At 63.4% G+C, this 17,768-nt stretch carries 21 protein-coding genes and 1 pseudogene; 13 read left to right on the top strand and 9 right to left on the bottom strand.

The window, feature by feature from the left end; genetic code table 11:
• Positions 1-27: 27 nt before the first annotated feature.
• Positions 28-1,332 (bottom strand): DUF445 domain-containing protein, encoded by a 1,305-nt coding sequence (locus tag K6V06_RS17835; protein ID WP_222245462.1) that lies wholly within the window; start codon positions 1,330-1,332, stop codon positions 28-30.
• Between the two features lie 253 nt (positions 1,333-1,585).
• On the opposite strand from K6V06_RS17835, the gene K6V06_RS17830 reads away from it, so the two are divergent.
• Both K6V06_RS17830 and K6V06_RS17825 read left to right on the top strand, forming a co-directional pair.
• A complete protein-coding gene (locus tag K6V06_RS17830) occupies positions 1,586-3,307 on the top strand; it encodes an FAD-dependent oxidoreductase (protein WP_222245461.1) in 1,722 nt (573 codons plus the stop codon).
• Between the two features lie 23 nt (positions 3,308-3,330).
• Positions 3,331-4,305, top strand: a complete 975-nt coding sequence (locus K6V06_RS17825) for an aldo/keto reductase (RefSeq protein ID WP_222245460.1) — start codon at positions 3,331-3,333, stop codon at positions 4,303-4,305.
• Between the two features lie 33 nt (positions 4,306-4,338).
• On the opposite strand, the gene K6V06_RS17820 is transcribed toward K6V06_RS17825, so the two are convergent.
• Positions 4,339-4,653, bottom strand: coding sequence for a hypothetical protein (locus K6V06_RS17820; protein ID WP_222245459.1), 315 nt, complete (start codon positions 4,651-4,653; stop codon positions 4,339-4,341).
• Between the two features lie 136 nt (positions 4,654-4,789).
• Between K6V06_RS17820 and K6V06_RS17815 the strand changes: the two genes are divergently transcribed.
• The 7 genes from K6V06_RS17815 (at position 4,790) to K6V06_RS20800 (ending at position 9,055) form a co-directional block, all read left to right on the top strand.
• Positions 4,790-5,014, top strand: a complete 225-nt coding sequence (locus K6V06_RS17815; RefSeq protein WP_222245458.1) for a DUF2188 domain-containing protein — start codon at positions 4,790-4,792, stop codon at positions 5,012-5,014.
• A 106-nt stretch (positions 5,015-5,120) separates the two neighbouring features.
• Positions 5,121-5,330 (top strand): DUF2188 domain-containing protein, encoded by a 210-nt coding sequence (locus K6V06_RS17810; RefSeq protein ID WP_222245457.1) that lies wholly within the window; start codon positions 5,121-5,123, stop codon positions 5,328-5,330.
• A gap of 64 nt (positions 5,331-5,394) precedes the next feature.
• Positions 5,395-5,604, top strand: coding sequence for a DUF2188 domain-containing protein (locus K6V06_RS17805; protein ID WP_222245456.1), 210 nt, complete (start codon positions 5,395-5,397; stop codon positions 5,602-5,604).
• 586 nt (positions 5,605-6,190) lie between these two features.
• Positions 6,191-6,595: a hypothetical protein gene (locus K6V06_RS17800; RefSeq protein WP_222245455.1), complete on the top strand. Its 405-nt coding sequence runs from the start codon at positions 6,191-6,193 to the stop codon at positions 6,593-6,595.
• Positions 6,596-6,646: 51 nt separating this feature from the next.
• Positions 6,647-7,327 carry an SOS response-associated peptidase gene (locus K6V06_RS17795; protein WP_222245454.1) on the top strand — a complete coding sequence of 227 codons (681 nt, stop codon included), beginning with the start codon at positions 6,647-6,649 and terminating at the stop codon, positions 7,325-7,327.
• Positions 7,328-7,491: 164 nt separating this feature from the next.
• A complete protein-coding gene (locus tag K6V06_RS17790; RefSeq protein WP_255581929.1) occupies positions 7,492-8,070 on the top strand; it encodes a sugar O-acetyltransferase in 579 nt (192 codons plus the stop codon).
• Positions 8,071-8,668: 598 nt separating this feature from the next.
• Positions 8,669-9,055 carry an STAS-like domain-containing protein gene (locus K6V06_RS20800; RefSeq protein ID WP_255581928.1) on the top strand — a complete coding sequence of 129 codons (387 nt, stop codon included), beginning with the start codon at positions 8,669-8,671 and terminating at the stop codon, positions 9,053-9,055.
• 55 nt (positions 9,056-9,110) lie between these two features.
• Here K6V06_RS20800 and K6V06_RS20795 read toward each other — a convergent pair.
• From K6V06_RS20795 to K6V06_RS17770, 4 genes and pseudogenes are all read right to left on the bottom strand, one after another.
• A pseudogene (locus K6V06_RS20795) lies at positions 9,111-9,261 on the bottom strand (HD domain-containing protein); the annotation flags it as partial.
• 39 nt (positions 9,262-9,300) lie between these two features.
• Positions 9,301-9,837: a hypothetical protein gene (locus K6V06_RS17780; RefSeq protein ID WP_222245452.1), complete on the bottom strand. Its 537-nt coding sequence runs from the start codon at positions 9,835-9,837 to the stop codon at positions 9,301-9,303.
• A 428-nt stretch (positions 9,838-10,265) separates the two neighbouring features.
• Positions 10,266-10,550, bottom strand: coding sequence for a hypothetical protein (locus tag K6V06_RS17775; protein WP_222245451.1), 285 nt, complete (start codon positions 10,548-10,550; stop codon positions 10,266-10,268).
• 138 nt (positions 10,551-10,688) lie between these two features.
• On the bottom strand, positions 10,689-11,558 hold the full coding sequence (locus tag K6V06_RS17770; RefSeq protein ID WP_222245450.1) for a class I SAM-dependent methyltransferase: 870 nt from the start codon (positions 11,556-11,558) through the stop codon (positions 10,689-10,691).
• A gap of 82 nt (positions 11,559-11,640) precedes the next feature.
• Here K6V06_RS17770 and K6V06_RS17765 point away from each other — a divergent pair, with 82 nt between their 5' ends.
• From K6V06_RS17765 to K6V06_RS17750, 4 genes are all read left to right on the top strand, one after another.
• Positions 11,641-12,084, top strand: coding sequence for a helix-turn-helix domain-containing protein (locus K6V06_RS17765; protein ID WP_222245449.1), 444 nt, complete (start codon positions 11,641-11,643; stop codon positions 12,082-12,084).
• Between the two features lie 270 nt (positions 12,085-12,354).
• Positions 12,355-13,464 carry an acyltransferase gene (locus K6V06_RS17760; RefSeq protein WP_222245448.1) on the top strand — a complete coding sequence of 370 codons (1,110 nt, stop codon included), beginning with the start codon at positions 12,355-12,357 and terminating at the stop codon, positions 13,462-13,464.
• 68 nt (positions 13,465-13,532) lie between these two features.
• Positions 13,533-14,534, top strand: a complete 1,002-nt coding sequence (locus K6V06_RS17755; protein ID WP_222245447.1) for an acyltransferase — start codon at positions 13,533-13,535, stop codon at positions 14,532-14,534.
• 467 nt (positions 14,535-15,001) lie between these two features.
• The gene (locus K6V06_RS17750; protein ID WP_255581927.1) at positions 15,002-15,919 is read left to right on the top strand and encodes a tyrosine-type recombinase/integrase; all 918 of its coding nucleotides are present in this window, start codon (positions 15,002-15,004) and stop codon (positions 15,917-15,919) included.
• Between the two features lie 91 nt (positions 15,920-16,010).
• Here the strand turns inward: K6V06_RS17750 and K6V06_RS17745 are convergent, their stop codons facing one another.
• From K6V06_RS17745 to K6V06_RS17735, 3 genes are read right to left on the bottom strand one after another with little or no spacing between them, the layout of a single operon-like run.
• Positions 16,011-16,430 carry a hypothetical protein gene (locus K6V06_RS17745; RefSeq protein WP_222245446.1) on the bottom strand — a complete coding sequence of 140 codons (420 nt, stop codon included), beginning with the start codon at positions 16,428-16,430 and terminating at the stop codon, positions 16,011-16,013.
• 2 nt (positions 16,431-16,432) lie between these two features.
• Entirely contained in the window at positions 16,433-16,981 is a 549-nt protein-coding gene (locus K6V06_RS17740) for a hypothetical protein (RefSeq protein ID WP_222245445.1), read from the bottom strand.
• Entirely contained in the window at positions 16,974-17,729 is a 756-nt protein-coding gene (locus tag K6V06_RS17735) for a TIGR04255 family protein (protein WP_222245444.1), read from the bottom strand. Before K6V06_RS17735 ends, K6V06_RS17740 begins: the two co-directional genes overlap by 8 nt.
• Positions 17,730-17,768 lie beyond the last annotated feature (39 nt).

Genomic DNA, 17,768 nt, shown 5'->3' with positions numbered 1-17,768 from the left:
GGCTCGACTCAGGCCGGACGCCCGGGCTCAGAAGCCCACGTCCACCATGCCGCGCCAGTGCGTCAGGCCCCAGGAGATCAGGTAGAGGCCACATCCGATCGCCCCGCCGACAATGGTGCCGTTGATGCGGATCCGCTGCAGGTCCTTGCCGATATTGAGTTCGATCACCTGCGCCATGTCGCGCGCCTCCCAGCCGCGCACGGTGTCGCGGATATGCCGGGTCAGGAAGCGGGAAAAATCGGGGGCCAGCGTGCGGGCCGCATCCTGCAGATGTCCATCAATGGCCTCGCGCAGGGAAGCATCCGCGCTCAGCGTCTGCCCGAGCCAGCGCGCCGCATCCGCACCCCGCCCCCCGAGCACCGAATCCTCGCGTGCGATATCGGCCTGGAGCCAGCGGCGCATATTGCCCCACAGGCCCGCGATATACCGGTTCAGCGCCTCGTCTTCCTTCACATAGCGCCGGATGTCGTCCACCCGGCGGGCGAAATCGGCATCGTGCTTCAGCCGGTCCACCAGCCGCGCGACCGCTTCGTCGAAGCGCTGCCGCAGCTGATGCTCGGGGTCGGCGCCGATCTGGTCCAGCACCTTGTTGACGGCGTCCGCGATCATCTCCGATCCATGCGTGCCGATCCATTCGGTCGGCAACACCTTCTCCTTCAGCGGGTGCTCGGTCTTGAGCCAGTTCACGATGGTACCGGCGATAAAGACGCGCGTCGACGGCTGCTGCAGCAGCCGCACCAGCTGCCCAATGGCAGCATCGAGCAGCTCCTGGTGGCGCCCGTTGCTGGTAAGAGCGTCGAGGATCTGCGCGAGCGAGCCGGACAGGTCGATGCGGTCGATCGCCGCATGGGCGGCGCGGCGCAGAAAACGCTGGATGCGCGCATCGTCGACCAGCTCCAGCATGCCGCTCGCGATCCGCAGCACCGCGCGCCCTACCCGTTGCGCATTCGCGGGGCGGCTCAGCCAGTGCGCCAGCCGCTGCGCCGGGTCGTTGCGCCGAATCAGCTCGACCAGCGAATCGGCATCGAGGAATTTCTCCTGCACGAAGGTCGCCAGGTTGTCCGCGATCTGGTCCTTGTGACGAGGGATGATGGCGGTATGACCGCCGACCAGCGGCAACGGGATATGGCGGAACAACGCGGCGACCGCGAACCAGTCGGCCAGCGCCCCCACCATGGCCGCCTCCGCAATGGCCCGGATCAGGCCGACCGCGAAGCCCGGCGGAAACGCCAGCGTGACGAAAAACACCAGCACCGCGCCGAGCAGCAGATTGCGCGCCTGCGCCTTGCTTCGTTTCAGTTCCGCGACCTGGTCGCGTCCGCTTTCCTGCATTCGATCTCCATCATGATCGCGCCCACGAGTGGCGGCGGTGATACCCCTGGCACAGTCGCCTTCCGTACCGCAACATAACGTGCGCGACCGCACGGACGATGCCCGGGGCCGAATCTAGATTGGCACCTGCCGACGAGCCACAATGCCAGGCGCCCCACGAGAGCGCGGCAGGGATGTGCGCGCCGGCATCCCGCTACGAGGCTGCCGGAGAGAAGCCCAAATGGTACTGCGCCCATCTACGCACGCAACAACCTTGACGACTGGTGTCTGCATCGTCGGCTCCGGGCCGGCTGGTATCACCTGCGCCATGGAATTGAGCAAGCGCCGCATTCCCGTGATCCTGGTGGAAAGCGGCATCGAGAATTTCCACGCCGACGCCCAGGCGATGTGCGACGCCGAGATTGTCGACGGCAAACGTCACGCGCCCATGCAGGACGCCGTGCGCCGCGCGTTCGGCGGCACCTCGTGGCTGTGGGGCGGCCGCTGCATCCCCTTCGACCCGATCGACTTCGAGGAACGCGACTACGCGCCCGGCGCATTTTGGCCGTTCTCCATCGACACCCTCGCCCCCTGGTATGCCAAGGCCTGCGAGTACGCCAACTGCGGACAACCGGCCTTCACGCTCGATCGCCTCGACGCGAAGACTGCGCGGATGGCCATCGCCGCCGGCTTCCAGGATGGCGATGTCATGGCCTCTGAACTCGAACGCTGGAGCGGCGAGCCGAACTTCGCGCGCCGCTACCGCAAGTGGTTCGAGCAGGACCCCTCGGCCGGCCTGCTGCTGAACGCCACCTGCGTCGAGATCGAGCCGATGCCCGGCAGCGATCGCATCGCCAGCATCGTGGTGGCCAGCGGCAGCACCCGCACGCGCATCCAGGCCGACCGCTTCGTGCTGGCCTGCGGCGGGCTGGAAGTCACGCGCCTGCTGCTCAACGCGAATGCGCGGCACGGCGACCGGCTCGGCAATCGCAGCGGCATGCTGGGCCGGCACTACATGGGACATATCTCCGGCAAGATCGCCAGCGTACGCTTCCACTCGGACGCCGCGAAAACGGTCTACCACTTCGAGCGCGATCGCGACGGATTCTATGCTCGCCGCCGCTTCACCGTGCCCGCTCGCGTGCAGCGCGAGCAGCGGTTGCTCAATACCGCGATGTGGCTGGACAACCATCCTCCCGCGGATCCCGCGCATGGCAACGGCATCCTGTCCTTCGCCTACCTGGCGCTTCGCACGCCGGTCATCAGCCGCTTCCTCGCGCCGCCCGCGATCGCCAAACTGGTCACCAGCGCCAGCGAACGGCGCGACCAGCTCGCGCATCTGCGCAATGTCAGCCGCGATCTGCCGCGCATTGCCGCCTTCGTGCCGCCCTTCGTCTACCGGCGCTATTTCGCGCGCCCGCGCCTGCCGGGCTTCTTCCTGCGCAGCCCGCGCAACGTCTATGCGCTGCATTATCATGCCGAGCAACTGCCCTCGTGGGACAGCCGCGTCAGCCTCGCCGACAGCACCGACTGCCACGGCATGCGGCGGCTCAAGATCGACCTGCGCTACCAGCACGCCGACGCCGAGTCGGTCATCCGTTGCCATGCCCTGCTCGACAGCCATCTGCGCCGGACCGGCGTGGGCCAGCTCGAATACTGGTACAAGGACGAACAACGTATCGAGGCCGCGCTGGCACAGGCCGCCGATGGTTTCCATCAGATCGGCACCGCGCGCATGGCGTCGCACTGGCGCGATGGCGTGGTCGATCCCAACTGCCGCGTGTTCGGCACCGAGAATCTCTACGTAGCCAGCAGCGCCGTATTTCCGTCCTCCGGTCAGGCCAACCCGACGCTGACCATTCTGGCGCTCTCTGCCCGTCTGGCAGACCATATTGCCGACGGCCTTGCCACGCAGACAGCGCAGAGCAGTTCGCAAGCTGTCGCCCGTGCGAATGCCCAGACCATTGCCGATCGCGTTGTCGAGACCGCGCAGTGAGATCTGTCCTGCTGGAGTGTTGAATGTCGACCCGATTGGGATTTGGCTGTGCCCCCATCCTGGGCCGGGTGGGAAAGAAGGATGCCTTGCGAGCCCTCCATACGGCTTACGACAATGGCATCCGCCATTTCGATGTCGCCCGTTCGTACGGCTTTGGAGAAGCCGAGGGCCTGCTGGGCGAATTCATCGCCGACAAGCGCCAGGACCTGACCGTCACCACCAAGTTCGGCGTGGTGCCGCCGCGCAATACGCGCGCGCTTGGCCTGGCCAAGAGCTTTGCACGCGGCTGGCTCAAGCGGCTGCCGGGCGGCCAGAAGATGGTCAGCGCCGCGTCCCGCGTCGCCCTGGCCAACCGGAACTACGCGGTGGACTATGCACGCGACTGCCTGGAGGAATCGCTGCGGCAGCTCCGTACCGGCTACATCGATTACTACATGATCCACGACCCGCCCTCGTCCGAAGTCGTGACCGATGAACTGCTGCGCTTTCTCGAAGACGCGCAGCGCGACGGCAAGATCCGGCATTGGGGCTTGACAGCCGAGTCCGCCGACATGGTGTACTCCCCCACTGCCAGCCGGGCGCAGGCGGTGCTGTTCGAGGCCAATCTGAACCTGCTGGACCGGCTGCCCGTGCCGGAGGGAGAGGGCAAGACCTGGTTCGTGTCCCGGCCGTACGCTGGCGGGCCGGCTGGCCTCGCCGAGAGCGCGGCGCAGCCCGCCGTGCGGGCGGCGCTCGCCGAGCTGGGATTGCCGCGGCTGGACGACAACCAGCTCGCGATGTACTTCGCGCTGAGCATGGCGGGCGACCGCGGCATCGTGATCGCCTCGATGTTCTCCGACCACCATATCCGGCAGAATGCGGCACTTGCTGCCGAATACCTGCAGCTGGGCGAACAGGGCAAGGCCCTGGCGAAGACCATTCTCCGCTACGTTGCGGCCGGTGTCCCCCAGGCACCGCAAACCCAGCCGCCGGCCGGCGCGCTGCCCACATCGGATTGATCCGGCCGGGCACGTCCCGGCGCAGCGCCGGGGTCAGCCGAACGGGTTCTGCGCTGCCCGTTCCTGGTCGGCCTGCTGCACCGGCGCAAACGGATCGCCGCGCGTCAACTCTGGCGCCAGGTCGTACTCGTCCCGCACCTTGTCCACCACCGCGCGGATCGCTCGTTCGTATCCGCGCACGTGGCTGAAGCCCTGCATATCCCAGTTGCGACCGCGGACATCGCGAGGATGCGGCTGCGGCTGCGGCACTCTGACGCGCACCCCGTCCTCCACGATTTCGTCCAGCCGCTGAATGCGGCGGCTGACTTCGTCCTGCAACGCGCGGCCGGTCCGTTCGCGCTTGGGCATGGCAATTCTCCCGTGGTCCTCATGCAATCGATGCTAGCACGCGACAAGGGCGCCGGATGCGGCTCCTGTCGGACGAGCGGATACCCCCGCCAGTCGTCCGGCCTTAGAAATAAGGGACCACTACAAGGAGCAGACCATGCGATCGAAGAACATCCATGTCGTACCGCACGGCACCGGCTGGAATGTCAGCCGCGAAGGCGACGCGGCACCGAGTTCCCATCACCCGACCCAGGAAGAAGCGATCGAAGCGGCCACCGACATCGCCCGTCGCGAGCAGGTCGAGCTGCTCGTCCATGGCCGCGACGGTCAGATCCGCATGCGCAACAGCTTTGGCAACGATCCGGCCAACGTGCGCGGCTGATGCGAGCCAGTGCGGGAGGCGGCCGCCGCGTAGGACGGACACCCATTTTGCCGACCGCACCGGTGGACTACGATGCAATCTCTCTGTGTGCTCCGGACCGACTACCATGCCACGCAATTTCGTCCTGAAAGCCACCCTCAGCGGGTGGGAACTGACGGTGGAAGGACAAGCCACTTCCATCCTCAAGTACGACGCGCGCGACGACGCATTGCAGCTCGCGATGGCCGCGGCGCGGCGTCGCGGTGTCGGGCTGCTGGTGCAGGAACGCGACGGCGAGATCCGCCGGCTCGCCGAGCACGAAATGCTGGTGGCCTGACGCGCGGCGTATCGTCCTGCCCGCTTTCGGGGCCCCTGCTCCGCTGCAAGAGGAGAACACGCCGATGAACCGGAATGTCCACGTCATTCCCACCACGCGCAATGGCTGGGCCGTCGAAGTCGAGGGAACCGACGGCGCCACCTCGCACTATCCCTCGCGCGAAGAAGCCGTCGCCGCCGGCGGCGAGAAAGCCCGCCTGGACAAGGTGGACCTGATCGTTCATGGCGACGACGGGCGCATCGAATCGCGCCGCCATTTCGGCGGCACGCCCTGACCCTCCCGCCGATCCGCCCAGGAGGATGGCCGCCTGCCATCCTCTTTTCGCTTCTGCCTCCCTTCCCTCGTCCCTTCCCTCCTTCCTTCTCGCGCTTGTCTTCCGCCCTGGCCCTTCGGGCTGCCTGATACAGCGCCCTTACAGATTGCGCTGCCCGAGACGGCAGTACGCAGCATTGAAAAACTCCCTTACAACTCGCCCCGCTCATCCCTTGCCGGCTTGACTAGGCTTAGCGTCATGCGAGAAGCAACCCCGCTCTCCGGTCCCTGAAATCGGACCGGCGAAGGCCTTTTGTCTTCTCGTTCTGCAAGCGACACGCACAGGCGGGAGATTGACATGTTGAACTGGCGAGACATCGTCCTCATCGCGAGCGGCTGGATCGGCGTGTGCCTCGTTACCGGGTGGCTTACCTCGGTGTCGGCGCTGGCTCTGCAGCAGTCCTGATCCCTGTCTCTGCTCTGCATCGCCGGGCCATCCCGCGCGCCAGGGAGGGCTCGCGTTGCCGCTCTCCTGGGCCAGGGCCGCCACAGGTCGGATATACTGTATATCCATACAGTATTCATGTGACCTCGGCGCATCCTGGCAAATGCATTCGCGCGGCAACGAGCATCTTTGGGCCACGGCAGTGGCCTCCGGCGAAGTCGATACCGCCAGCGAGCCCGAGCAGCGTCGGTTTCGCCCGCCTCTGACGCGGGGCGACATGAAGGCCATGTACCAGCGCAACCGCACGCCCGAAGTCCGCGCCCTGCTGTGGGAAATCGCCCGCCTGCATGCCATCGTGCGCCGCGCGCATCAGCTCGCCGCGTGTTTCCCGCTCTATGACAGAGAATCGAACACCTCGGCCTTTCACATCATCCTCAACGCCCTGCGACGAGAACTGGCCGGGGAACTGTGTATCGAAGATTGCACGGAGGGCACCGACGATCGCGGCAGCGAAGTCGTCTCCGTCGATCTGCGTGCGGCGCGGCGCGGAGGCAGCAGACGGCGCTAGCGGCGCGCGCTCCCGGCTCCCTCATCCAGACAGCACTGAACAGCGATCGCCATGTGCACCAACTACGCACCGATACACCGGCAAGTCCTGCGCGACATTTTCGGCATCGAGCCGCCCCCTCTCGAGTGGAAGGCGGAAACGTGGCCGGGCTATCTCGCTCCCATCATCCGCGCCAATACGCCGGCTCACCGGGACGCGGTGCTTGCCAGCTTCGGCATGGTGCCCAGGGACCGGATTCCGGCGGGCGCAAGGAAATTCGATTCGACCAATGCGCGTGCCGAGAGCATAGGCGAGCGGCCCACCTTCAGCGGACCGTGGAAGCGCGGCCAGCGATGCCTGGTGCCGATGCTCTGCTTCTATGAACCGAACTACGAACTGGGACCAAAACCGGTGCGCCACCGCATCTGGCTTCGCGACGAGCCGGTGCTCGCGGTGGCCGGCCTGTGGCGGGACTGGCCCGACGGACTGGTCTCGTTCACCATGCTCACCGTCAACGCCGACAAGCATCCCCTGATGGGGCGCATGCATGCACCGGGCAAGGAAAAGCGCAGCATCGTCGTGATACCGCGCGACGAGTGGGATGACTGGCTGAGCTGCCGCGACCCCGAACGCGCCCGCACCTTCCTGCGCAACTACCCTGCCGAAGCGATGGACAGCGCCCCGGACCCCCTGCCCCCACGCGGCAGTGGATCGCCGCGGCCGATCGCCAGCTGCGAGCTGGACCTGGGCTGACGGACGCGGGAAGCAGGGAGCAGAAACCGGGAAGCGGGAACCGGGCTACCGCTCCGGCAGTCGCACAGTTCAGTGCGGCATCCAGCCGCGATGGACACGTACCCATGCAGGATCCAGGCAGTCCGCCGCCAGGCGCGGCGGACACCCGCACCCAGAAAGAGAGAATGCAGTCCGGCGACCTGTATATCGCCGACGATCCGCAATTGCATGCCGAGGCGCGCGAAGCCTATCGACTGGCGCGCGACTACGCCGCCCAGTACGGCAGTGACGACGATGCCGCGCGGCAAACCATCGAACGTCTCCTCGGCGCCATCGCGCCGGATGCCCATATCAAGCCCCCGATCTATGTGGACTACGGCAAGTACATCCGCGTCGGTGCCCGCACCTTCATCAACTATGGATTGGTAGCGCTGGACGTCGCCCCCATCACCATCGGCGCGGACGTGCAGATCGGCCCGAACGTCCAGTTGCTGACACCCACGCATCCCGTCGACCCGGCTCCGCGCCAGCAGAAGTGGGAGGCCGCCGAGCCGATCGTCATCGGCGACAACGTCTGGCTGGGCGGGGGCGTCATCGTGCTGCCCGGCGTCACCATCGGCGCGAACAGCGTCATCGGTGCCGGCGCCGTGGTCACCCGCGACATTCCGCCCAACGTCATCGCCGTGGGCAATCCCGCCCGAGTCATGCGCAGGCTCGACGCCCCTGGCGCCGCCGAGACGCAAACCGTCCAGAGCGCCGGGTGACCGGCGATGTTCGCGAACTAAAGATCCACGCCGGCAGCGTGCACAGCCCTTGCCACAGTCGGGCAAAGTCCGTTCAACGTTGTTTCATCGACGACAAGCAATAGGTAGCGCCCCGCATCCCGACCGTGCGGGCGTCCCGGATACACTCCCGGTTGCCTTCTGCATCCACCACTCTGGCCAGCGAAAAAACAAAGGAAACCATGACCTTCCTGCTCGGGATCGCGATCTTCATGCTGGGCGCCTGCGTCGGCGCGCTCGCAACTGTCATGGTCATCGCCGGCAAGCGCGAGGATGAAACCTACGGCGGCAAGGATTGACGGCTTCCGCGGCCCTTGCCCGCACGCCGCATTCCGCTTAGCTACAGCCAATGGCGTTTTCCGCTAGCGCCGCCCAACTACCCAATTAAGCTTGCTCTCGGTGTGGCAATCGCGGATGGGTGCCGGTCCTGTCGCCGCCTCGACGATCGGATCGGCCGCTCGCCACACCGATTTCCTGATGTTGTCGTTTGCCCGATGTCGCTACCAGGACACTCGCATCCTGTCCTGGCGCCACATCGGGCTTTTTTCGCCCCGGCTGCATGGACCAACCCGGAGTTGCGATGGACACGGACCGCAATGGCGAGGACACCGGATTCGGTATCGCAATGATCCCTGTCCGCTTCCTGCGATCCGGCGCGGACAGCCTCGCCTCCCGCTCCTCAGCCAGGCGCCTGCTCGCACCGCTGCGGCGATTCCAGTCGGTCGTACTTGACTTCAGACATGTCGATGCGATTGGCCGGCCGTTCGCCGACGAGATTTTCCGGGTCTTTGCCGACGCAAATCCGCATATCGATATCAGCGCGATCAATGCGGGCCCGGCGGTCCAGAAGGCGATCGGGGACGTTCGCAGCGGCCTTGCCCGGGACACCGCACTGTGGGCGTTCCTGGAACAGGATCGCCCATCGGGAGGCAGGCCGCGGGGGTCCGGGTGTCGGGGCGAAGGCTAGGCGCGATCCCGCGAGCGTATTCTCGTTCGCGCTGCTTCCCGCAGTTCAGACCGAACCCGTAATCGATGAACCCGTAATCGAAATCGGCAGGATTGATGCCCTGGTTATGCTGAAGGATTGTCCAGCTTGTCCAGCGCCTTGACCGTCTTCGCCTCCGGTGAGGCGGCGTCTTCGTATTCCTGCCACAACGCCAGAATGCCCGCGCGCCGCGCCTCGTTCGAGGGAGCGCCGGAACAGTGCGCGATTCAGCGGCGAACGTGCAATTCGAACAGCACCGGCCTGCCGGCCGGACTGAATGCCTTTACCCAGATCACCTTCCAGATCTCGCGCCCCGAGACCACCTGGTCGCCAGGCACCGGCGCCGGCAACCCATTGGCCACCAGAAAGCACTGCTTGTCGCCCAGCAAGATCAGCCTCTCGCTGGCGAAGGCGGTGTCGCCATTGGTCACCGGAAAGTCGAACAGCGTGCCGGTAAACTTGAACTCGGTGCCCGCCTGCCGCCAAGGGTCCGCGATATCCTCGCCGGACAACAGCACGCGGCGCAAGATCAGCGGGCGACCGAACTCGCGCATCAACTGCCTGGCGGTTCTCACCAGCTCCCGCTGAATCGACGCCTTCTGGCCGCGGATGATGGCCGGCGACAGCCGCCGCGCGGTCACCGCCGATACGGTCAGCCACCGCCGAGCCCGCACACCGCCCTTGCAGTCAGCCGGGCACGTCTCGGACTCCGTCATGCATACATCGCTGTCCGCGTCTGGCTTGCGGCTGTCGCCATCGACCACCATTGACATATCTCGTCCCTCATCCAGGTCCCAACAGAGCCGTGGCACAACGCTTGTCGTGCCACCGCTTCCTTGTTCAGGTGGATACCCGGACGACCGTCCCAACTGCCACGCAATGACGTCCGACCTACGCCATCGGGACTAACGTTCCGGGTACCCAACGGCAGATTGCCTCCTACACCTCGAATGACTTCAGGAATTCGGCTGCAGCTTACGTTCCGTGCCTACTACTGCCTCCAAAAACCGGGACTGGTCCCGATTTGAGCCTCGTCGGACGTGGACTGGTAGCACTTCGCTCTGGCTGGACCTTGAAAAAGAAAAGGCCCGCATAACCGTCCGGTTACACGGGCCTTCGAGACGTGGGAACGGCCGGGACCGGCCTCGCTCGCCGCGTTTATGGTCCGCTTGACACCAGCGGCGGCGCGCTCCTACGAGCTGGGCATCGATGCAGCGCCGGCAAAACCGTCGATGATCCGCACGCCTTCCTTCAGCGCCGCACTTTTCGCGGCACCGAGCGACTCCCAGTGCTCGTCCCGAATCCCGAAGACACGGGCGACGCCCTGGGTAGGCTCACGCCCCTCCTCGCATATCACCACCGACGCGCTGTATTCGCGATCGGGCCGGCGCTCGTGCCACTCCCGGGGAGGCTCGTACTTGTAGACCAGGGGATATAAATCGTATCCCTTGTAGGTGGAACTCGGACTGCTGTCCATGACGATCTCCAGCGGATGGGTGACACTCCACTGTACTCCCTCTCGGCGCCTCCAATTGAATAAATAATCTCGCGTGCCGCTGTCCCCGCTTGCACCTGCGCGCCTCTCGCGGTGAGGGAAAACGACCGGGCGACCTGCTCACCTATGGTGCAGGCCCTCCCCTGAGGGAGCCGTCGCTTCCACCAGCCAGCAGGCAGCGGTGAAACGCACCTCGCCCGCATCCAGGAAGCGATCGAAGGCAGGCAGCACCGTCCTGACAACGCGCTCCCGCGTGTCCCGGTCCAGATCCCCGAACACCCGCCCCACCGGCCCCACATTGGTCACGTAGCCGGCCAGTTCCGCGGCCGGGAACCCACAGGCAAAATCCACCCGCCGCACGGCGATATCCGCCCATCCGCTGCGTTCGAGGATATCGCTCACCCGGCCCGCATCGGCAAACGCGAATTGTCCGGGGGCACCCGGTTGCCGCGCCGGCAGCGACGGGATCAGCGGCGCGGCCGCCTGCTCCGCCACGGTCATGAAGGGATTCTCGGCGGCGCTGCGCCACACGATCGCTCTCACCACCCCGCCCTCGCGCATCGCGGTACGCAGGTTTCGGAAAGCCGTTACCGGGTCGTCGAAAAACATCACGCCAAGGCGCGAGATCACCGTATCGAAGCTGCCCGCCGCGAAGCGGTAGCGCTGCGCATCGTCACAGACGAACTGCGCGAGCGAACCCTCGTTCTCGGCACGCCGGCGCGCGGCATCGATCATCGGTCCGGACACATCGATGCCAATGCAGCGGCCCCGCTCGCCCATCTCACGCGCCACCGCCAGCGTCGTTGCGCCCGTGCCGCAACCGACGTCCAGCACCTGCCCCGGGCCGCGCTGCACCACGGCCTGCACCAGCGCCGCCTCCATTGGCTCGAATAGGCGATCGAGCACGCGCTGTGCCCTCACCCATCCCTGTCCGGCGACCCCGTTCCAGAGCGCCGCCTGTTCGTCGTACCCCTGCTGCCGATCGTCCATCACCACCTCCCTGCGACTTGCGTCCGCACTTCATGAAAGACATCATGGCACTTCAAGTCAACTTGAAGTCAAGGACCAGTCCATGGACATTGCCGAGGTTGCACAACGCTCCGGCGTTCCCGCCTCCACCTTGCGGTTTTACGAGGAAAAGGGGCTGATCGCCTCCGTCGGCAGACGCGGGCTGCGGCGCGTCTTCGAGCCGGGCGTACTGGACAGGCTCGCGCTGATCGCCCTCGGGCGAGCGGCGGGGTTCTCGCTGGACGACATCGCTCGCATGTTCGCCGCCGACGGCACCCCGCGAATCGACCGGAAGCGGCTTTATGCGAAGGCGGACGAACTGGACAGGACCATCGCCCGGCTCACGGCGATACGGGACGGGCTCCGGCACGCGGCCGCCTGTCCCGCACCGAGTCATCTCGAGTGCCCGACCTTCAGGCGGTTGCTGCGGGCTGCGGCCGTAGGCGTTCTGGGCGGCGGGGAGACGGTTGTCTCAAAGGGACGACAGCGCTCCGCCGGGGCGTCTTAAGCGGACCACTTTGCGCGCGACGTCCGCATGGTGCGGCATGCTTGCCACTCCCATCTGCGTCCCCGCCTTGCTGCCAGAATCAACGCATTTCATATGCGTTATTCCCTCGAAACAGCCCTCGAATTGCCAGCCTGGTGCGTGAGCCCGAGCCCGCGCAATTGCATGTGCTACATTCAAGCACCGTGCGGAATTTGGTCCTGAACCAGGTCGGGATCCCATAATTCCCTTTACTCCCCCGCAGAACAATCTGGCTTAATTCCGAATAAAAAGATGCTAAACAGCATTCAGCTGCTGCGGCTCATCGCCGCCTTGTCGGTGTTATTCGCGCACATCCCGAATTGGGCCCTGCCGGTTGGGAATGTGCTCAATTGCGGCGGCGGCATGCAAATATGCGGGTCCATCGGTGTTGACCTGTTCTTCTGCATCAGCGGTTTCCTGATGGTCGTGACCACGGCCAACCGTGCCCCGGGAATCCGCAATGCCCTTGCCTTCGCAGTGCGCCGGATCTTCCGCATCTGGCCGCTCTATGCCCTCGTCACGATGGCATACATGGCGACACGCGGCGTGGAGCTGCAGTCGTACTGGAAATGGCTCGTTTTCGCGCCCTACCTGAGCCCGACCGGATTCTGGGATCCTCCCTTGCACGCCGGTTGGACCCTGCATTTCGAGATGTACTTCTATGCGCTGACGGCGGTCTGCATGCTTCTGCCATGGAAAACCAAGGCCGCGGCAGTGGCAGTCACGCTGCTCGGATGCGCTTCGCTTCTGATCGACAACACCATCTATTTCACCGCGTCCATCATCGTCGAGTTTGCGTTCGGCATCGCCCTTGGCCTGCTGTGGTTGCGCAAGGACCTTTGGGAGAGCCTGCGCCGCTGGCGCATGCCAATCCTGATCTGCAGCACCGCCCTGCTGGTTTTCGCCGCCCACGGCACGGACTGGCCGCATAACTGGGGCATGAGCGTCCCCCGCATGGAGGTGCTGCTGTTCGCCATCGACACGGAACTCCCGCGCTTCATTGGCTGGGGTATTCCGGCAGCGCTGTTCGCCCTCTCCGTCGTCCTGTTCGAGGACCGCATCTCCAGGCGCGCGGGCGCACTGGGCGACTACACGTATTCGATCTATCTGCTTCATCTGCCGGTGATCTACACCGCGGAGGCGATTGCCAAGTCGGCTTCTCCGGAACTGCAGGCTGAACTTATTCCGTTGGGCGCCTACCCTGTCGGCATTATTGTCGCAACCCTGGCTAGTGCCTTTCTGGCATTTCATGCGGTGGAGCGCCCGACCCAGCGTCTCGGGGGAGCGCTTGCGCGTGCGATAGAGGCGCGACGAGCGGGATATCGGCGGTCGCCAATGGGCGACACTCCCGTAGCCTCGTAGGCTGGTTCAGTCCGCCGTTTTCAACGTGGCCGCTAGAATGCGGGCTCGTATCAATTGAAATCAACCGCATGCAAGAGAGTGGGCGTATCAACGGGCTGGACTATGGGCGAGCCCTTTTTTCCTTGTTCGTGGTTCTATGGCATACGCACGCGCCCGGCTCGCCGGATGTATGGAAGAGCGCAACCGTACATTACCGCCCTAGCGGTCTGGACCTGCTGAACTTCTCTGTGCTCCTGGTTGCAGTGCCGTTCTTCGTACTGACCTCCTGTTACCTCTATGCACTGAAGGGCGGAGGAAGCGGGACGCTCACCAAACGCCTCAGACGCTTGGCAGTATTGGGCCTGTTCTGGCCTGTCGCCTACATCATCTTTGCCTCCGGTTACGGCGGGATAGACACAATATGGGAGGCCTTGAGCAAAACGCCTTTCAAATCGGTGATCTACGCCTTCGGTACGGTCTTTTACTTCTTCTTTGCCCTCGGTGCAGCGCTGGTCCTGACCGCCCTTTTGTTGCGAACAAGAGGAGTCGTCACCTGGATCGTCTTCCTGTTGCTCTGCGCAGGGATCCCCGTCATGCAATGGCTTACGGCCGAGCACGCCGTCGAGTGGGCCACCGCCTACTGGAACCCGGTCAACTTCTTCCCCTATGCGGGAGCGGCCATACTATTGGTACGCCATCGTCCCGAGCGCTCGTCTCAATCCTTGGCCTGCGCTACCGCGCTGCTCCTGCTCTCCGTCGCATGCATCTGCCTTGAGTGGTGGACGCAGCCAATTCCTAATCCCGTACCGGGCGAAAGTCTCATTGTGCCGCCCTACACGCGGCTTTCGCTGGTCGGCACCTCCGCTGCGGCGCTGATTTTGCTTCTTTGTCTGAAGCGCCCCGCAGGCCCTGTCGTCCGGTTCATGGCCCGCAACTCGTTGGCGCTGTATTGCGTTCACCCGTTCCTGGTGCTGTGGCTTTTGCCCAAGATTGGCAGCCCCGCACTGCTTGGCATCGCGACTATTCTCGGAAGCTATGCCGCCATAGCGCTGGTGGCCCGCCCCACCCTCAACAGGGCTCTGCTCGGCTAGCGTTCACTGACGTTCTTCCAGTCCACCGGTCCCGCCCGCTCTCAAGAACGACAAAGTGCCGATAGTCTGGTGATACCCGCGAATCGAGCCGATAGCCCCCTGTGCCTCACCAGCTTTGTGGAGAGGAGGAATCGAGTGGCCTAGCCTGCAGAATTGGGAATCCGGGGCCTTAGTGTTCGTCAGATAGGTCGACCCGGAAGTAAAAAGGCCCGCTTGGTCTCAGACCGTTCGGCACATTTTCCCCTGCCGTAAGGGCGCATTCCGCGCTGGCAATCGACTGCTATACCGTGGATCCATGCAGTACGGCCGGTTGATCAGAGGACTTCTACCCTTGCGTGCGCTGGCGTGACCTTCCCGGACTCAACCTTGCCTGAAACGTTCGCGCGGTGACTGGGACCACCGATATCGTCCGGCACAAACAGCTTGCGGCCTTCAACCGGGAAGCAGACGATCGGGCTCAGGACACCATGCCGGCGCTGATCGACTCATGGCTGAGGACGAAGCTGCAGAAATACTCGCCCAAGACCCAAGAGGAATACCGCCGGATGGCGACCTTCATCCGATCCGAGTTCGATGAGGACTGGCGGGTGGAGGACGTAGAGCCTAAGGACGTGGCGCGCTTTCTCGACAAGCACTTTGAGAGCAAGCCGAACGCGAGCAACAAGTACCGGGCGCTCATGTCGGTGATGTTCACCTTCGCCGTGCGGAAGGGGCTGAGGAACAACAACCCGGTGAGCGAAGTTGCCGGGGCCAGCGAAGGCAAGCGGGACCGGTACATTTCCGACGAGGAGCTTGCTGCCGTTCGCGCCGCGGCGATGCTTGGGGCCGACGGCAAGCCAACCCCGTCTGGCCGAACTATCGTCGCCCTGATCGATCTGGCGTACCAGACAGGGCAGCGCATCGGGGACCTGCTGGCGCTGAACTGGTCGGACGTAACGCACGAAGGGATCCTATTTCACCCGTCGAAGACGGTGAATAGCTCTGGCGTGAGGATGCTGGTTGAGCTGACGCCGGACCTACAGGCAACGTTGGAGTCCGCTAAGTCAGGCAAGGTAAAGGCAATCGGCCCGGTGATATGCACCCAGTCAGGGGGCCGGTTCACCTACAGCGGCGCGCAGACGGCTTGGAAGCGTGCCTGCCAGAGGGCGAGGAAGTCTTACGAGGTTGATTGCCAGAAGGCAGGGCAGGAACCCGATAAGCGGTTCCTGATGGGCATGCACTTCCACGACATCCGAGCCAAGGCTCTGACCGACAAGAGGCGGCAGGATGGGGAGGAGGCCGCGCAGGCGCTGGGTGGCCATACGACCGCCGACATGACTGCGCAGTACATCAAAGCGCGGGAGGTCGAACGTGTCAGTCCCGTGCGCATGAGGCAGTCAACTTAGACGATTGCGGCCATATTAGGAAAAAAGCCCGTACGGTCTAATCCGCCGGGCTTTGATTTTATCAATCGTGGGAAAGGACTTGGTATCCGCATCAGCACGCCGCGCCCATCTGGATCTCTCTATCGACTTCCGCAAATTCTCGATTAAGCTGAAATAGCAAGGACTGCATTTCTCGAGCAGCCTTGTAGTCGAAGGTGTCGTTGATATGGTAGTCGGCTCGTACTCGCAATTCGAGCATGTCCCTCGCTCTTTGACAAATTAAGCGCAAACGGCGGTCCGATATGGCGGTGTTCCGGCAATGCCGCTCAAGACGAGCATATACCTTTTGGTGCGATCCCTTATTATCGGAATCCTCTTTGGGAAGCTCATTGCAGTGAACTTCACTCGCAGCGCGGCAGCGGTGAAATGCAGCATAATACATCCGTCCCGCCGCGGTTCTTAGCTGGACCTCCGGGGCATCTGACGCCACCAAGCCACGACCGTATGCGCCTAACTCTTCGATAGAGATCATCGTTATGCGATCGATCGGAGTGAGACCGTTAGGCCCTCTGGAAATTCGTTATGTTCGAGGATCTCTGAAGCCATCTCCCAATCAGCTTCCATTGCGGCCTCGAACTCCATATCCGCAAGGAAACGGATAGCAGCATAAGAAACGCCTTCCTCCGGATCTACCGAAAGGCGAGCCTGTACATCTACTAGCTGAATCTCGCGAGCGTCAATAAACTGGCGAGCTATCCTATAGATCAACTCCGATCTGTCGACATCGATACCTGCCAATTCCACTGTGTGACGAAGCTGAGCCCACGCATCACGTGTGGCAATAGGTTCAGTCCCCTTTCCTGAACGATTTTCAGCGTCACCAGCGTCGGACCAAGTCGAGCGCCATAGCGGGCGGCTCGCGCCCTTAAAATAATGCAAGTTCTGACCAATCGAATAGCGAAGAGCATCCGGCCCGTGATGAGACGGAATGGCAATTGCGTTCATGCTTCCTGCCAACAGCATGGTGGCAAAGAGAGCCGAGTTGAGTCCATTGGCCTTTGTTTCGATATTTGAGCTATTCATATATCGGGTCCAGCTTTCCGACGACTTCTTCTGTCAGCACATCGAAGAAAACGGACTTATTTACCCCATGAAGGCGATCTAGATGTTGCGGCATTGCCTCCAAACCGGGTGGGGCCGTCAAAATCTCGCGCGCCATAGTGGTCTCGACCTCTATCGCGATGCCTTGCAATGCACCGCGCCCGGCAACTTCCCCATCAAAGGGGGTAAACAGCTGAAGATCGTTTGAAAGTCCATCGGCCAAGAATGATGTTCTTAACATCGTCTTGCCTGAAGAAACGACTCTCCCTGCGACTTCCACTTTAGCCTCAAGCTGACTGATACCGTCCCCCGCAGCAGCCTTCTCAAGTACATCAACGTATTTGAGGGATACGAGCTCTACTTCACTCAAGATGTCAAGGGGGCCTAAGCCATCTAGCACTTCTAAGATCTTAGCCTTGAAGCTTGTCCAACCGGGATATGGCAGCTTACAACCAATAACGACAACCTTATCGCCAACTGTAGCAAAAAAGTGCTCGAACTCAATTCGCAACAACGGGTGATACTGCAACTCGGGAGTGTTGTCTCTTACATGCTGCGGTATATCCGCAAGTGGTAGTCGCTGAATGCCGGGTAAGACGCCAACGTTCCTAGCGAATAGGAAGCCAGGAAGTAGGGTCGCAAGCGAAGAGGAGACAGACAGAAACCGGATCTGAAAGAGCGCGTCTACGAGGGGCTCTTTGCCGAGCCTAGTGGGAATGCGCTTGAGCATGGAAGATTCCGATGACAGAACTTCATGACGGTGCACCCA

It is taken from the genome of Cupriavidus sp. AU9028, from assembly GCF_019795295.1.
GTDB lineage: Bacteria > Pseudomonadota > Gammaproteobacteria > Burkholderiales > Burkholderiaceae > Cupriavidus.
Note: the sequence above shows the minus strand (reverse complement) of the source record. Positions and strands in the feature narration are given on the sequence as shown.

Bases quoted from the DNA above. Each gene is read 5' to 3' on its own strand.
- K6V06_RS17820 (WP_222245459.1), bottom strand. From the start codon at position 4,653: ATGCCCAAGCGCGAACGGACCGGCCGCGCGTTGCAGGACGAAGTCAGC.
- K6V06_RS17815 (WP_222245458.1), top strand. From the start codon at position 4,790: ATGCGATCGAAGAACATCCATGTCGTACCGCACGGCACCGGCTGGAAT.
- K6V06_RS17770 (WP_222245450.1), bottom strand. From the start codon at position 11,558: ATGGACGATCGGCAGCAGGGGTACGACGAACAGGCGGCGCTCTGGAAC.
- K6V06_RS17760 (WP_222245448.1), top strand. From the start codon at position 12,355: ATGCTAAACAGCATTCAGCTGCTGCGGCTCATCGCCGCCTTGTCGGTG.
- K6V06_RS17745 (WP_222245446.1), bottom strand. From the start codon at position 16,430: ATGATCTCTATCGAAGAGTTAGGCGCATACGGTCGTGGCTTGGTGGCG.
- K6V06_RS17805 (WP_222245456.1), top strand. From the start codon at position 5,395: ATGAACCGGAATGTCCACGTCATTCCCACCACGCGCAATGGCTGGGCC.
- K6V06_RS17800 (WP_222245455.1), top strand. From the start codon at position 6,191: ATGCATTCGCGCGGCAACGAGCATCTTTGGGCCACGGCAGTGGCCTCC.
- K6V06_RS17750 (WP_255581927.1), top strand. From the start codon at position 15,002: ATGCCGGCGCTGATCGACTCATGGCTGAGGACGAAGCTGCAGAAATAC.
- K6V06_RS17810 (WP_222245457.1), top strand. From the start codon at position 5,121: ATGCCACGCAATTTCGTCCTGAAAGCCACCCTCAGCGGGTGGGAACTG.
- K6V06_RS17775 (WP_222245451.1), bottom strand. From the start codon at position 10,550: ATGGACAGCAGTCCGAGTTCCACCTACAAGGGATACGATTTATATCCC.
- K6V06_RS17765 (WP_222245449.1), top strand. From the start codon at position 11,641: ATGGACATTGCCGAGGTTGCACAACGCTCCGGCGTTCCCGCCTCCACC.
- K6V06_RS17740 (WP_222245445.1), bottom strand. From the start codon at position 16,981: ATGAATAGCTCAAATATCGAAACAAAGGCCAATGGACTCAACTCGGCT.
- K6V06_RS17755 (WP_222245447.1), top strand. From the start codon at position 13,533: ATGCAAGAGAGTGGGCGTATCAACGGGCTGGACTATGGGCGAGCCCTT.
- K6V06_RS17835 (WP_222245462.1), bottom strand. From the start codon at position 1,332: ATGCAGGAAAGCGGACGCGACCAGGTCGCGGAACTGAAACGAAGCAAG.
- K6V06_RS17825 (WP_222245460.1), top strand. From the start codon at position 3,331: ATGTCGACCCGATTGGGATTTGGCTGTGCCCCCATCCTGGGCCGGGTG.
- K6V06_RS20800 (WP_255581928.1), top strand. From the start codon at position 8,669: ATGGACACGGACCGCAATGGCGAGGACACCGGATTCGGTATCGCAATG.
- K6V06_RS17795 (WP_222245454.1), top strand. From the start codon at position 6,647: ATGTGCACCAACTACGCACCGATACACCGGCAAGTCCTGCGCGACATT.
- K6V06_RS17735 (WP_222245444.1), bottom strand. From the start codon at position 17,729: ATGCTCAAGCGCATTCCCACTAGGCTCGGCAAAGAGCCCCTCGTAGAC.
- K6V06_RS17790 (WP_255581929.1), top strand. From the start codon at position 7,492: ATGCAGTCCGGCGACCTGTATATCGCCGACGATCCGCAATTGCATGCC.